Below are 13,794 nucleotides of genomic sequence, written 5' to 3' on the forward strand. Positions count from 1 at the left end.
GAGGATTCGGATCTGGATACCGGGAGTTGTTCCCAATGCCTCGCGTTCTCATCATCGACGACCAGACGGACGTCCGCGCGATGATCGCCATGGTGCTCCGGGTCAATCGGTTCGAAGCCGTGGAGGCCGAGAGTGGTGCAGCCGGGCTGAAAGCCTTTGCGGAAGGTTCCTTTGACGCGGCGATCGTCGACATCTTCCTCGGCGACACCAGCGGCGTCGATGTCATCGCGGGTCTGCGCGAACGGGCGCCGGCGCTTCCCGTCATCGCGGTCTCCGGGATGACGGCGCTCGATTTCATGGAGCAATCGCCACACCTCGCCAATGTGGCCTGTTTGCAAAAGCCGTTTCGGCCGAACGATCTCTTGCAAGCCCTGCGGAAGGCCCAGGCCGCGGCGGGCGGCGAGCTGCCCGAAACCGTCTGATCCTGTCGCAAGACAAAACGCCCCGGGGCAAGCCGGGGCGTGATGATGATTGAGAGATGGAGGTCAAGGCCAACGGCTAGGTGCCGTTGCCGCTGATCTCGGCGTAACCGCCCTTCGCGTCCCACTTATAGACGACGTAGTCGATCTGCTTGATGTCGCCCTTGGCGTCATACTCGATCGGGCCGATCACGGTGTCCCACTTGCCGGCCTTCACCGCCTCCATGACCTTCTTGGCGTCGGTGGTGCCGGCCTTCTTCGCGGCCTGCGACCAGACCTGCATCGCCGCGTAGGTGTAGAGCGTGTAGCCCTCGGGATCGATGCCCTTGGCCTTGAAGGCCTCGACGATCTTCTTCGCCGTCGGCTTGTTGCGCGGATCGGGACCGAAGGTAAACAGCGTGCCTTCGCCCGCCGGACCGGTGATGGAGGCGTACTCCTTGTCGGCGAGCGCGTCGCCGGCCATCAGCACGGTCTTGAGGCCCTGGTCGCGCATCTGACGCAGGATCAGGCCGCTTTCCTGATGATAGCCGCCGACATAGACGAGATCGATGTTGTCACGCTTCAGGCGCGAGACGATCGCGTTGAAGTCCTTGTCGCCCTTGTTGTAGGACTCATACATCTTCTCGGTGATGCCGGCCTTGTTGAGTGCCTTCTTGGTCTCGTCGGCAAGACCCTTGCCGTAGGTGGTCTTGTCGTTGAGGATCGCGATGTTCTTGCCCTTGTAATTCTTGGCAATGTACTGCGCCGCGATCAGGCCCTGTTGGTCGTCACGGCCGCAGACGCGGGCCACGTTCCAGAGCTTGCGCTCGGTGAACAGCGGATTGGTCGAGGCCGGCGTGATCTGGAGCACGTTGCCGTCGGCATAGGCTTCGGAGGCGGGGATCGACGACGACGAGCAATAGTGCCCGGCCACGAACGGGATTTTCGCGCCGGCGATCTTCTCGGCGATCGAACGCGCCTGCTTCGGATCGCAGGCGTCGTCCTCGACGGAGAGCGCCAGCTTCTTGCCGTTGACACCGCCGGCGGCGTTGATGTCGGTCACGGCCATCTCGGCGCCGTTCTTCATCTGGCGGCCGAAGGCGGACTCGCCGCCGGTCATCGGGCCTGCGACTGCGACGGTGACATCCTGCGCGAATGCCGCGCTCGACAGCGCGAGCGATGCGCCGAATGCCAGACCGATGAGCTTCAGTGATTTCATGAGATACCTCGCGGGTGGTCGCCTGTGGAAGTTGCCGGGGCACGCCCGGTCCAAACCGGCGCCATTCTTGAATGAAATCGCCGAGAAGTCACCGGCAAAATACGGGCAGCGGCGGAGATATCTCGCCGCATTCGGCCGCACGTCATTCGACTTGGTGGCCTTTGGCGGGCCTCAGCCGTGCCGGCCGCCTTCTAGGTAGGCGGCGCGAATCTCTGGGCGCTGCAACAACTCCGCCCCGGTCCCGGCCAGCGTGATCAGGCCATTGACCATGACATAACCGCGATGGGCGAGCTTGAGTGCGTGGTTGGCGTTCTGCTCCACGATCAGGACGGTCAGGCCGTCCTGCCGGTTCAAGGTGCGGATCGCATCGAAAATCTGGCGCGCGATCAACGGCGCGAGGCCGAGGGAGGGTTCGTCGAGCAACAGCAGCCGGGGACGGCTCATCAGCGCGCGACCGATCGCCAGCATCTGCTGCTCGCCGCCGGACAGGGTCCCGCCGCGCTGGGCGTAGCGTTCCTTCAGCCGCGGAAACAGCGTGAACACGCGCTGCAGCGTCGCCTCGCGTTCGGCCTCCGTGCATCCGGTGGCGTCCGCCCCCATCTGAAGGTTTTCCGCCACGCTCATGCGCGGGAAGATGCGGCGGCCTTCCGGCGATTGCGCAATGCGCAAATGCGCGATCTCGTGGGTGGGGACGTCGGTGATGTCGCGGCCTTCGTAAACGATGTGGCCGGCGCGGGCGCGCGGCTTGCCGAAAATCGTCATCATCAGGGTCGATTTGCCGGCGCCATTGGCGCCGATCAGCGCGACGATCTCGCCAGCGTTGATCTCGACGTCGACGCCTTTCAGCGCCTCGATCTTGCCGTAGGCGGCGCGAAGACCGCGGATCGCGAGCAGGGGCGACGTCACGACCCGCTCTCCATCACGGCCACGGCCTCGTCCTCGTCGGCGCCGAGATAGGCGGCGATCACCTTGGGATCGTCGCGGACCTCGCGCGGCGTGCCTTCCGCGATCTTGACGCCGTGGTCCATCACCACGATGTGGTCGGAAATCTCCATGACCACGGACATGTCGTGCTCGATCAGCAGGATCGAGGTGCCGAGCTCGTCGCGGATCGACAGCAACAGCTCGCTCAGGGCCGCGCTCTCGCGGGCATTGAGACCGGCGGCAGGCTCGTCCAGGCACAGCAGCGCGGGCTCGGTGCACATGGCGCGTGCGATTTCGAGCCGGCGCTGGTCGCCATAGGCGAAATTGCCGGCGGCTTCGTCGGCGCGCTCGAGCAGATTGACCCGCTTGAGCCAGTCGGTGGCGAGATCGATGGCGCGCTTTTCGGCGTCGCGATAGGCTGGGACGCCGAGGAGGCCGAGGAGGGTGAAGCCCGAAGCGCGCATAAGTACGTTGTGCTGCGCCACCATTAGGTTTTCCAGGGCGGTCATGCCGGGAAACAAACGGATGTTCTGGAACGTGCGCGCGACCTTGGCCTGCTTCGCAATGCGAAAGTCGTTGAGCCGATCCAGCGCGATCACCCCGCCGTCGTCGTGGGTCAGGCTGATGCTGCCGCCGCTCGGCTTGTAGAAGCCGGTGATGCAGTTGAAGACCGTGGTCTTGCCGGCGCCGTTCGGCCCGATCAGCGCGGTGATCTTCTTGCGCTCGGCTGCGAAGGACAGGTCCTGCACGGCGACGATGCCGCCGAAGCGCATGGTGAGCCGGTCGACGCCAAGAATCTTGTCGTTCGCCTTGCCGCCGCTCATCCGTGCCCTTCCTTGACGAGGTCGGAGGAGATCGCCTTTGCCTTGGTCAGGTACACAGTCGGGGCGCGATGGCCGATCAGGCCGCGCGGTCGCCAGATCATGATCAGGACCATCGACATGCCGAACACCAGCATGCGGTAGTTCTCGAGACCGCGGAACAGCTCGAAGCCGCCGATCAGGGCGAGAGCCGCGAGCGCGACGCCGAGCTGCGAGCCCATGCCGCCGAGCACGACGATGGCGAGGACCAGGGCCGATTCCTGGAAGGTGAACGATTCCGGGCTGATGAAGCCCTGGCGCGTCGCAAAGAACGCGCCGGCGAAGCCGCCGAACATGGCGCCCGTCGCGAACGCCGTGAGCTTGGTGGTCGTGGTGTTGATGCCGAGCGCCCGGCAGGCCACCTCGTCCTCGCGCAGGGCTTCCCAGGCCCGGCCGATCGGCAGGCGGCGCAGACGGATCGTCACCCAGTTGGTGAGCAGCGCGAGCGCCAGGATCAGGTAGAACAGGAAGATGATGCGGTGGGTCGCCGAATACTCGATGCCGAGCCTGAAGGCGAGCCCCTCATCGCTCCTGTCGAGCGGGATGCCGAAGAAGGACGGGCGCGGAATGCCGCTGACGCCGTTGGGCCCGCCCGTGAGCTCCTGCCAGTTGATGATGACGAGGCGGATGATCTCGCCGAAGGCCAGCGTCACGATGGCAAGGTAATCGCCGCGCAGGCGCAGCACGGGAAAGCCGAGCAGCACGCCCCAGAACGCAGCGAGGATGCCGGCAAGCGGCAGGCAAATCCAGAACGACCAGCCGAAATTGGTGGCGAGCAGCCCGTAGGAATAGGCGCCGACGGCGTAGAACGCGACATAGCCGAGGTCGAGCAGGCCGGCGAGGCCGACCACGACGTTCAATCCCCAGCCCAGCATGACGTAGGTGAGCACGAGGATCGCGAGGTCGAGGATGTAGCGCTGGTTATAGAAGATCACAGGCACCAGCAGGGTGAAGATCAGCAGCGCCGGCGCGAGGTAGCGGCCGATGAAGGAGACGCCGCTCTGCACCGCCGGTGGCACCAGTCTCTCGGTGCCGGTCGGGCCGATCCATTGTCTGAGCAGCTCGATCACGATCGAGCCGCCGAACACGATCGCGACGAGGGACGCAAGCTCCCCGAAGCGCGTCCAATAGGTGAGCTGGCCGGACGAGCCCGCCTCGGTGCGAACGCCGACCATCAGCGAGAACAGCACCAGCGCGATCAGCGCGTTGATGACGGCCGTCTTCAGGAGGGAGGCGATGCCCGTTGTGGATTTGACCGTCTTGGTCGAGGAAGCTGTCACGCGGCGGTCCGTCAGACTTTTTCGACTTCGGGGCGACCGAGAAGGCCGGTCGGCATGAAGATCAGCACGACGATCAGGATCGAGAACGCCGCGACGTCCTTGTACTCGACTGAGAAATAGGCCGACCAGAACGTCTCGATCAGGCCGATCGCCAGCCCGCCGAGCATGGCGCCCGGCAGCGAGCCGATGCCGCCGAGCACGGCTGCGGTGAAGGCCTTGATGCCGGCGACGAAGCCCATGAAGAAATCGACCAGGCCATAGTAGAGCAGGTACATCAGGCCGGCGACCGCGGCGAGCGCGGCCCCGATCACGAAGGTCATTGAGATGGTGCGGTCGACGTCGACGCCGAGCAGCGCCGCCATGGTCTGGTCCTGCTCGCAGGCGCGCATGTCGCGTCCGAGGCGGGTGCTCGACACCAGCCAGGTGAAGAGCGCCAGCAGCACGACGGTGGTGATGACCACCATGATCTGAATATTGGAGAGCTGAATCACGAAGCCGTCCGGGCTCTCATGCAGGGTGTAGCCGCCGGTGATGAAGGGCGGGATCGGCTTGACGCGGGCGCCCTGCGCCACCTGCGAGTAATTGGTCAGCACAAAGGACATGCCGATCGCCGACAGCATCGGGGCGAGGCGGAAGGAATGGCGCAGCGGCCGGTAGGCGATGCGCTCGATGGTCCAGCCATAGAGCGCGGTGATCGCCATCGAGACCAGGAGCACGATCAGCAGGATCAGGGGGATTGCTGTCAGGCCGAACGAGATCAGGATCAGGAAGGTGATGAGGGCGATGAAGCCGCCGATCATGAAGACGTCGCCATGAGCGAAGTTGATCATGCCGACGATGCCGTAGACCATCGTGTAGCCGATTGCGATCAGGCCGTAGATGGAGCCGAGCACGAGGCCGTTGATGAGCTGCTGGGCGAAATAATCCATGGCTGCCGTTACCACACCTGACGCGGCTCAAAGGGAGCTCTTGAGAAAGAGTTCTTGGGCCCCGGCAGCCCTTGAGCGCTCTTCCGGTTTTGTAACAGGAGGGAACTGGCGGCCGCAACTGGCCAAGCCTCGGCACAAAGGCTTGTACAGAGATCATTTCGCGCTTGAGTTCCAGCAATGGACGGAACCGGGTTCCGGCGGCAACCAATCTGGAGGCCGGCCGTTATCTTCCCTCTGACGTCCAACAAGGGAGTTTCCCCGAAATGACGAAGCAGCAGAACCAGAATCCGGGCCAGCAGAGTCAGAACCCCGGCCAGCGTAATCCGCAGCAGCAGGGTGGCGGCCAGAAACCCGGACAGCAGCAGCAGGACCCGATGCGCCAGGGCGATCGTCCCGGCCAGCAGCAGGGTGGCCAGCGCGATCAGGAATAGCGAGTTTGGGAACCCAGTGTGAGGAGAGGCCCCGCCGAAAGGCGGGGCTTTTCCTGTTGGGGCGGTCCACTCGGGCAGTTAACGTAAACAAAGGGTTTAAATTGCCGCCGCAGTCTGATGCGAGTTAGCTCCCCCGAGGCCGCCTTTCGCTGAAGGCGGTCGGCCAATCAGGCGGGAAGCGGCATGTTCAGGAATTGGCGAATCGGTTCGGTCAACGGCGCGCTGCTGGCGGCCTACTTCATTCCGGTCTGGACCCTCGTCGCCTTCAACATCATCGTGGCACCGGTGCACGGCCTCTACGAGCGGCCGAGCGTCGCGGTGGCGCTGTTCCTGAGCGACCATCTCCAGATGGCGGGGATGGACACGGTGCGCGCCGCTTGGCTGCTGGCGCTCGGACGGCTGACGGTGGTGGCGTTCTTCGCGATCTATCTCGTGCTGCTCTGCATCCCCCGGACACGGAAGAACGGCGGCAGCGACGAGGCGCTGGGCATTGCGCTAGCGATTGGCAGCCTGCTCTCGTTTGTCAGCATGGTGATGGCCTCGAAGGTCGGTGAGATGGCCGCGCTCCGGCTGCACGCCACCGAGCTCCTGCTGCTGCTCGGTGCCGCAGTCGTGCTCGTGATCGAGAAGCCGGAGGCAGCGCCAAAGACTGTCGAGAGCGCCGCTCCCCTAGGTCTTGAGCAGGCCGAGCTCCTGCACAATCGCTGAGGCCTCCTTGACGGCGTGGTTGACCGCCGGCACGCCGCAATAGATCGCCTGCTGCAGCAGGATCTCCTTGATATCGTCGGCCGTGAAGCCGCCCTCGGCGAGCGCTGCGCGTACATGCAGGCGGAATTCGTCCCATTGCCCGAGCGCGACCATGGTGCCGATCACCAGCACCCGCCGCGTGCGCTCATCGAAATGCGGCCGCGTCCAGATCTCGCCCCAGGCGTAACGGGTGATCATGTCCTGGAAATCGGTGTTGAAGGCGTTGCGGTTCGCGATCGACTTGTCGACCCAGGCATTGCCCAGCACCTTTCGGCGCACATTCATGCCGGCATCGCGGCGCTTCTGGTCGTCCATTGTCTTTCCTCCTCTCCGTCATTGCGAGCGCAGCGAAGCAATCCAGAGTGTCTCCGCGGAGGGATTTTTGGATTGCTTCGTCGCTACGCTCCTCGCAATGACGGCCTTGTGTGACTAGCGCTGCGTCAAGAATCCGACCACCGCATCCGTGAACGCGTGCGGCTGTTCGACATTGGAAATGTGGGCGGCGTCGATGATGGTCATGCTGGCGCCGGGAATGTTCGCGCGGATCAGTTCGCCCGCCGAGATCGGCGTCGCCATGTCGTGGCGGCCGGCGATCACCAGCGTCGGGCTCTTGATCTTGGGGAGCAGCGCACGTTGGTCGAGCGTCGACAGCGCTTCGCAGCAGGCGAGATAGCCCTCGACGGGGGAGGCGAGCAGCATCGACTTCATCTTCGCGGTGATGTCAGGCTCGCGTTCGCGAAAATCCTGGGTCAGCCAGCCCGCGATCACGGCATCGGCGACCGCCGCGATGCCGCCCTTCTTCACGGCATCGATGCGCTCGAGCCATTTGGTCGGTTCGGCATAATAGCAGGAGGTGTTGGCGAGGATGAGCTTGCCGAAGCGCTCCGGCGCGTTGGCGCCGAGCCATTGCCCGACCATGCCGCCCATCGACAGGCCGCACCAATGCACCTTCTCGATGTTGAGGTCGTCGAGGATCGCGAGTACGTCGCGGCCGAAGCGCTCCATGGTGTAGGGGCCGGCCGGGACGCTCGACTTGCCGTGACCGCGGCGGTCGTAGCGGATGACACGGAACACCTGCGTCAGCGCCTTCATCTGCGGCTCCCACATCTGAAGCGTGCAGCCAAGCGAGTTGGAAAGCATCAAGGTCGGCCCGCCGTCGCGGCCCTCGACAGAGACGTTGAGCAGGCATCCGTCGGCATCGATCATGGGCATGCAGCGTCTCCGTCGTATGTGCAGTTCTTATTCACGGTCGATACTGTCGAGCAGCCGGTCGATCAGGGCTTGGGAAGCCCCTTGATAGGCCATCGGCTCGAACAATGCCGCAATTTTTTCCGGCGGCAGATGCGCGGTGACGAGCGAATCGGCCGACAGCACCTCGCGCAGATGCTTCTTCTCGGCGACGGCGCGCTTGCTGGCGGCCTCAATCAGATGATGTGCATCGCTCTTGCCGATTGTCTCGGCCAGCGCAAACGTCACCGCTTCAGCCATGATCAACCCCTGCGTCGCATCGAGATTGCTGCGCATCCGCGCGGCATCGATTTCGAGGCCTTCTGCAATGTCGACGATGGCGGCCAGCGCCCCCGAGGTGACCAGCATCAATTGCGGCAGCGTCGGCCATTCCGCGTGCCACGGACCGGCACTGCGCTCGTGATCCTGTACCTGCGCGGCCAAAATCGTGGCGGCGAGCTGCGGGGCCATGGTGGCAGCGCCCAATGCGCTGGCGGCGGCGACCGGGTTGCGCTTGTGCGGCATGGTCGAGGAGCCGCCGCGGCCTTCACCGGCGGGCTCGAACGCTTCAGCGACGTCGGTCTGCATCAGCAGCGACACGTCGCGCGCGATCTTGCCGCAGCTGCCGGCGAGTATGGCGAAGCTGGAAGCGGCCTCCGCGATGCGTTCGCGATGGGTATGCCAGGGCGCTTCGGGCAGCGGCAGGTTCAGCTCATGCGCCAGCCGCTCGGCGACCACGAGCCCCTTGTCACCGAGTGCGGCGAGCGTGCCGGCGGCGCCGCCGAATTGTAGCGCAAGGCCCTCGCGGGCGAGCCGCCTGAGACGGCAACGGGCGCGGGCGAGGCTGGATGCATATTCGGCGGCCTTCAGGCCGAACGGCATCGGCAGTGCGTGCTGGAGCCAGGTCCGCGCCACCATCGCGGTGGTACGATGGGTGCGCGCCAGTGCCGCAAAGCCCTTGATGGCGCGGCTGAGGTCGGCATCCAGCACCCCGATGCCGGCGCGCAGCGTGAGCATCGTCGCGGTGTCGATGACGTCCTGGCTGGTCGCGCCCCAGTGCACGTAGCGCGCGGCCTCCGCGTCGGCCTTGCCGACATTGGCCGTCAGCGCCTTGACCAGCGGAATAGCGAGATTGCCTGATCGCGTTGCGGCCTCGGCCAGAGCGGCCATGTCAAAGGCATCAGCCTTGCAGGCGGACGCGATCGGCCCCACCGCGGATGCCGGAATCACGCCCGTGGCGGCCTCGGCCCGGGCCAGAGCTGCCTCGAAATCGAGCATGTTCTGCAGGGTCGAACGATCGTTGCAGGCCGCGCGCATGGCCGCGCTCGACAGCATCGGGGCAAGCAGGGGGGAGAGCGATGTACTCATGTCTCGCGGGACCTAACCACCATGCCCGGCCTGTGCCAATCCCAAACCATTGACGCAAGCTTTTTGCAGTTGCGAATATGCATTGCACGTGACCGGGGTGCGCCCTTTCCTTTATGGCCTCCGTGCGTTACTTGAACAGCATTATAGTTGTGCGATCCGGGAGGCACCCATGGCCATGACGATGAACGGCGAAGTCCAACTTGCGGCGCCGCGCGAGGCCGTGTGGGACAAGCTCAACGATCCCGAGGTTTTGAAGGCCTGCATTCCTGGCTGCGAGGAGCTGGAGAAGACCGACGACGGCGGCTTTCGCGCGACGGCCAAAATGAAGGTCGGCCCCGTGTCCGCGCGCTTCAAGGGCAAGGTCACACTGTCCGATCTCGACCCGCCAAACGGCTACAAGATCTCCGGTGAAGGCGAGGGCGGGGTGGCCGGCTTCGCCAAGGGCGGCGCGGCCGTCAGGCTCGCGGAGAAGGACGGCGGCACGCTGCTCTCCTACGACGTCGAGGCACAGATCGGCGGCAAGTTGGCGCAGCTCGGTCAGCGCCTCATCAACGGTGCGGCCAAAAAGCTGGCCGACGAATTTTTTGCGAACTTCGCCAAGGCGGTACAGGGCTGAAGGCTATCGCCTTTCGGCATGGCGGCTTGCGCCCGGGGTGATGTTGCCCCCGGGCATATTGGCCCATATGATGGGTTGGAATAACTATAAGAACCGCTTCGACGGGACCCGTTGGGGCGCTGATAGAGAGTGCTTATGGCAAAAATCTCCCTCATCGTGAACGGCAATCCAGTCACGGCCAATGTCGATCCCCGCACCCTTCTGGTGCAGTTCCTGCGCGAGAATCTGCGGCTGACCGGCACGCATGTCGGCTGCGACACCTCGCAGTGCGGCGCCTGCGTCGTGCATCTCGACGGCAAGGCCGTGAAGTCCTGCACCACGCTGGCGGTGATGGCCGACGGCCACGAGGTCAAGACGATCGAGGGATTGGCCGCGGACGGTGCGCCGCTGCATCCGATGCAGGAGGCATTCCGCGAGCATCATGGCCTTCAGTGCGGCTTCTGCACGCCCGGCATGATCATGACTGCGATCGATATCGTGCATCGTAAGGGTCATGAGCTTGACGATCACACCATCCGTGAAGAGCTGGAAGGCAATCTCTGCCGCTGCACCGGCTACCAGAACATCGTCTCTTCGATCTCCGCCGGCGCCAAGGCGATGGCGAAATCCGACCTCGCGTAAACCGCGCACGCATTCCGCGATCAGGACACCCCATGTACGAATTCAAATATCATCGTCCCGGCACCGTGCGGCAGGCGGCCAATCTGCTGGTGAAGAACGAGGACGCCAAGGTCATCGCCGGCGGCCACACGCTGATTCCCGTCATGAAGCAGCGCCTCGCCAGCCCGCCGCACCTCGTCGACCTCTCTCACATCGAGGGGCTCAACGCGATCGAAATGAAGGGCCGCTCGCTGGTGATCGGCGCCACCGCCAGGCACGCCGAGGTCGCGACCTCCGCCATCGTCGGTGAAGCGATCCCGGCGCTGGCGAATCTCGCGAGCCAGATCGGCGATCCCGCGGTACGTCACAAGGGCACGATCGGCGGTTCGCTCGCCAACAACGATCCGACCGCGGACTATCCGGCCGCCGTGCTCGCGTTGGGCGCCACCATCGTCACCAACAAGCGCCGCCTCAAGGCGGAAGAATTTTTCCAGGGCCTGTTCTCCACCGCGCTCGAAGCCGACGAGATCATCACCAAGATCATGTTCCCGCTGCCGAAGAAGGCGGCCTACATCAAATTCCGCAACCAGGCCTCGCGCTACGCGCTGGTCGGCGTGTTCGTGGCGCGGCGTCCGTCGGACGTGCGGGTCGCCGTCACCGGTGCGGGCTCCGAAGGCGTGTTCCGTGTCACCGCGTTCGAGGAGGCCCTGAAGAAGCGCTTCTCGGCCAAGGCGCTCGACGGCATCACGGTGCCGGCGGAAGGCCTCAACAGCGACATCCACGGCAGCGCCGAGTACCGCGCGCATCTCATTGGCGTGCTGACGCGCCGCGCCGTCGACGCCGCCAATGCCAAGGAATGAGCTGACCTCATTCCTTGGCCCAGACCTGTCCCCGGTGAGGGCGTAGCGAGACTGGCTATTTCATGACTTCAGCGGCCAATTCTTCCGGTGCTTTGCCGGCATCGGTCGATGCGATGCTCGAACTGCTGACCTCGCGCGGCTATCTCGCCGAGCGGTCGCTGGCGACGGTGACCTATCTGTCGCTGCGCATGGGCCGGCCGCTCTTCTTGGAAGGCGAAGCCGGTGTCGGCAAGACCGAGATCGCCAAGGTGCTCTCGGCGGCGCTTGGGCGGAAGCTGATCCGCCTCCAGTGCTACGAAGGCCTCGATGTCTCCTCCGCGGTCTATGAGTGGAACAGCGCCGCGCAGATGATCGCGATCCGGATGGCGGAAGCTGCCGGCGACACCGATCGCGACCAGCTCTCGAGCGACATCTTCGCCGATCGCTACATGATCAAGCGGCCGCTGCTGCAGGCGCTGGAGCCCGACGTCGCCGGCCCGCCGGTGCTTTTGATCGACGAACTGGACCGCGCCGACGAAGCATTCGAGGCTTACCTGCTCGAGATCCTCAGCGACTTCCAGGTGACCATCCCCGAATTTGGCACGGTGAAGGCGCCGAGCCCGCCGATCGTCATCATCACCTCCAACCGCACCCGCGAGATCCACGACGCGCTGAAGCGGCGCTGTCTCTATCACTGGGTCGACTATCCCGCCGCAGAGCGCGAGCTCGCGATCGTCAAGACGCGCGTGCCCGGCATTTCCGCGAAGCTGTCGCAGCAGGTCGTGCGCTTCGTCCAAGCGCTGCGCAACCAGGACTTCTACAAGTCGCCAGGTGTCGCCGAGACCATCGATTGGGCCACCGCATTGTCAGAGCTGGACGCCCGCTCGCTGACCCCGCAAGTGGTCGGCGACACCCTGGGCGCGCTGCTCAAATACCAGGACGACATCACGCGGATGCAGGGCGACACCTTGCAGAAGGTGCTGAAGGACGCGACGAGCGAGAATTAGACTCGCGCTACAATGATTTCGTCATTCCGGGGCGCGCCCTTGGGCGCGAGCCCGGAATCCATACTCCCGATCGTGGTTATGGATTCCGGGCTCGCGACTGCGTCGCGCCCCGGAATGACGGCTGAGAGTGCAGAGCCATGGCCATCAACCACCTTGCCCCCGAGCAGACCGAACAATTCGCCGACAACATCGTCGGCTTCGCCCGCGCGCTGCGCGCGGCCGGCATGCCGGTCGGCCCAGGCGCCGTCATCGACGCCATGAGCGCGTTGCAGGTGATCGACATCGGCAGCCGCGCCGACGTTTTCACCACGTTGGAGGCGATCTTCGTCAAGCGCCACGAGCATGCGCTGATCTTCAAGCAGGCTTTCAACCTGTTCTTCCGCGCCTCGGAGGAGTGGAAGCACATGCTGGATTCGGTACCGCTGCCGGAGCAGGCCAGGAAGAAGCCGCAGGCAGGCTCCCGCCGTGTTCAGGAGGCGATGTCGCAGCCGCGCATGACGGAGACTCCGCAGCACCAGGAGCAGGATCTGCGCCTGTCGGTCTCCGACAAGGAGATCCTCCAGAAGAAGGATTTTGCACAGATGAGCGCGGCGGAGATCGCGGAAGCCTTGCGCGCCATCGAGAAGATGCACCTGCCGCAGGCCGAGCTGCTGACGCGGCGGCGCCGGCCCGATCCGCACGGTCTTCGGCTCGACCTGCGCCGGACGCTGCGTGCCTCCTTGCGCACCGGCGGCGACATCATCGACATCCACCGCCTCGGGCGGATCGAGAAGCCGGCGCCTATCGTAGCGCTGCTCGATATCTCGGGCTCGATGAGCGAGTACACCCGCCTGTTCCTGCATTTCCTGCATGCCATCACCGATGCCCGCAAGCGCGTCTCGGTGTTCCTGTTCGGCACCCGCCTCACCAACGTCACGCGCGCGTTGCGCCAGCGCGACCCTGACGAAGCGCTCGCGAGCTGCTCGGCGGCGGTGGAGGATTGGGCCGGCGGCACGCGGATCTCGGCCTCGCTGCACAACTTCAACAAGTTGTGGGCACGCCGCGTGCTGAGCCAGGGCGCCATCGTGCTCCTGATCTCCGACGGGCTGGAGCGCGAGGCCGATTCCAAGCTGGCCTTCGAGATGGACCGGCTGCACCGATCCTGCCGGCGGCTGATCTGGCTGAACCCGCTGCTCCGGTTCGGCGGCTTCGAGGCCAAGGCCCAGGGCATCAAAATGATGCTGCCGCACGTTGACGAATTCCGCCCGGTACATAATTTGAGTTCGATCCAGGAGTTGATCACGACGCTCTCCCGGCCGCTGCCGCCGCATCACCGCAGCCTGATCCGCTCCGCAGCTTGAGAGGCACCC

Annotated in this window: 16 protein-coding genes; 8 read left to right on the plus strand and 8 right to left on the minus strand. The window is 64.8% G+C overall.

Going from position 1 to position 13,794, the window contains the following annotated elements:
• Positions 1-35: 35 nt before the first annotated feature.
• Entirely contained in the window at positions 36-422 is a 387-nt protein-coding gene (locus tag SE91_RS09960; protein WP_008564714.1) for a response regulator, read from the plus strand.
• Positions 423-498: 76 nt separating this feature from the next.
• Here the strand turns inward: SE91_RS09960 and SE91_RS09965 are convergent, their stop codons facing one another.
• From SE91_RS09965 to SE91_RS09985, 5 genes are all read right to left on the minus strand, one after another.
• The gene (locus SE91_RS09965; RefSeq protein ID WP_008564711.1) at positions 499-1,617 is read right to left on the minus strand and encodes a branched-chain amino acid ABC transporter substrate-binding protein; all 1,119 of its coding nucleotides are present in this window, start codon (positions 1,615-1,617) and stop codon (positions 499-501) included.
• A 171-nt stretch (positions 1,618-1,788) separates the two neighbouring features.
• Positions 1,789-2,523 carry an ABC transporter ATP-binding protein gene (locus SE91_RS09970; RefSeq protein WP_060736492.1) on the minus strand — a complete coding sequence of 245 codons (735 nt, stop codon included), beginning with the start codon at positions 2,521-2,523 and terminating at the stop codon, positions 1,789-1,791.
• Entirely contained in the window at positions 2,520-3,365 is an 846-nt protein-coding gene (locus SE91_RS09975; protein ID WP_061847488.1) for an ABC transporter ATP-binding protein, read from the minus strand. The genes SE91_RS09970 and SE91_RS09975 overlap by 4 nt, the downstream gene beginning before the upstream one ends.
• A complete protein-coding gene (gene livM / locus SE91_RS09980) occupies positions 3,362-4,681 on the minus strand; it encodes a high-affinity branched-chain amino acid ABC transporter permease LivM (protein WP_061847489.1) in 1,320 nt (439 codons plus the stop codon). The genes SE91_RS09975 and livM overlap by 4 nt, the downstream gene beginning before the upstream one ends.
• An 11-nt stretch (positions 4,682-4,692) precedes the next feature.
• The gene (locus SE91_RS09985) at positions 4,693-5,610 is read right to left on the minus strand and encodes an ABC transporter permease subunit (RefSeq protein WP_061847490.1); all 918 of its coding nucleotides are present in this window, start codon (positions 5,608-5,610) and stop codon (positions 4,693-4,695) included.
• Positions 5,611-5,873: 263 nt separating this feature from the next.
• Between SE91_RS09985 and SE91_RS36985 the strand changes: the two genes are divergently transcribed.
• Complete coding sequence (locus SE91_RS36985; RefSeq protein WP_193409736.1) at positions 5,874-6,041, plus strand: hypothetical protein; 168 nt, start codon at positions 5,874-5,876, stop codon at positions 6,039-6,041.
• A gap of 183 nt (positions 6,042-6,224) precedes the next feature.
• A complete protein-coding gene (locus SE91_RS09990) occupies positions 6,225-6,749 on the plus strand; it encodes a hypothetical protein (protein WP_061847491.1) in 525 nt (174 codons plus the stop codon).
• Here SE91_RS09990 and SE91_RS09995 read toward each other — a convergent pair.
• The 3 genes from SE91_RS09995 to SE91_RS10005 form a co-directional block, all read right to left on the minus strand.
• A complete protein-coding gene (locus SE91_RS09995; protein WP_061847492.1) occupies positions 6,711-7,103 on the minus strand; it encodes a carboxymuconolactone decarboxylase family protein in 393 nt (130 codons plus the stop codon). The genes SE91_RS09990 and SE91_RS09995 overlap by 39 nt on opposite strands.
• A 114-nt stretch (positions 7,104-7,217) precedes the next feature.
• On the minus strand, positions 7,218-8,000 hold the full coding sequence (gene pcaD / locus SE91_RS10000) for a 3-oxoadipate enol-lactonase (RefSeq protein WP_061847493.1): 783 nt from the start codon (positions 7,998-8,000) through the stop codon (positions 7,218-7,220).
• Positions 8,001-8,027: 27 nt separating this feature from the next.
• The gene (locus SE91_RS10005) at positions 8,028-9,383 is read right to left on the minus strand and encodes a 3-carboxy-cis,cis-muconate cycloisomerase (protein ID WP_061847494.1); all 1,356 of its coding nucleotides are present in this window, start codon (positions 9,381-9,383) and stop codon (positions 8,028-8,030) included.
• A gap of 169 nt (positions 9,384-9,552) precedes the next feature.
• Here SE91_RS10005 and SE91_RS10010 point away from each other — a divergent pair, with 169 nt between their 5' ends.
• The 5 genes from SE91_RS10010 (at position 9,553) to SE91_RS10030 (ending at position 13,785) form a co-directional block, all read left to right on the plus strand.
• A complete protein-coding gene (locus SE91_RS10010; RefSeq protein ID WP_008564659.1) occupies positions 9,553-9,999 on the plus strand; it encodes an SRPBCC family protein in 447 nt (148 codons plus the stop codon).
• 135 nt (positions 10,000-10,134) lie between these two features.
• A complete protein-coding gene (locus SE91_RS10015; protein WP_060736488.1) occupies positions 10,135-10,620 on the plus strand; it encodes a (2Fe-2S)-binding protein in 486 nt (161 codons plus the stop codon).
• 32 nt (positions 10,621-10,652) lie between these two features.
• Complete coding sequence (locus tag SE91_RS10020; RefSeq protein WP_061847495.1) at positions 10,653-11,459, plus strand: FAD binding domain-containing protein; 807 nt, start codon at positions 10,653-10,655, stop codon at positions 11,457-11,459.
• A 62-nt stretch (positions 11,460-11,521) separates the two neighbouring features.
• Positions 11,522-12,445 carry an AAA family ATPase gene (locus SE91_RS10025; protein WP_060736487.1) on the plus strand — a complete coding sequence of 308 codons (924 nt, stop codon included), beginning with the start codon at positions 11,522-11,524 and terminating at the stop codon, positions 12,443-12,445.
• A 137-nt stretch (positions 12,446-12,582) separates the two neighbouring features.
• Positions 12,583-13,785, plus strand: coding sequence for a vWA domain-containing protein (locus SE91_RS10030; protein ID WP_061847496.1), 1,203 nt, complete (start codon positions 12,583-12,585; stop codon positions 13,783-13,785).
• Positions 13,786-13,794 lie beyond the last annotated feature (9 nt).

The organism is Bradyrhizobium sp. DOA1 (assembly GCF_001593325.1).
Taxonomy (GTDB): Bacteria; Pseudomonadota; Alphaproteobacteria; order Rhizobiales; family Xanthobacteraceae; genus Bradyrhizobium.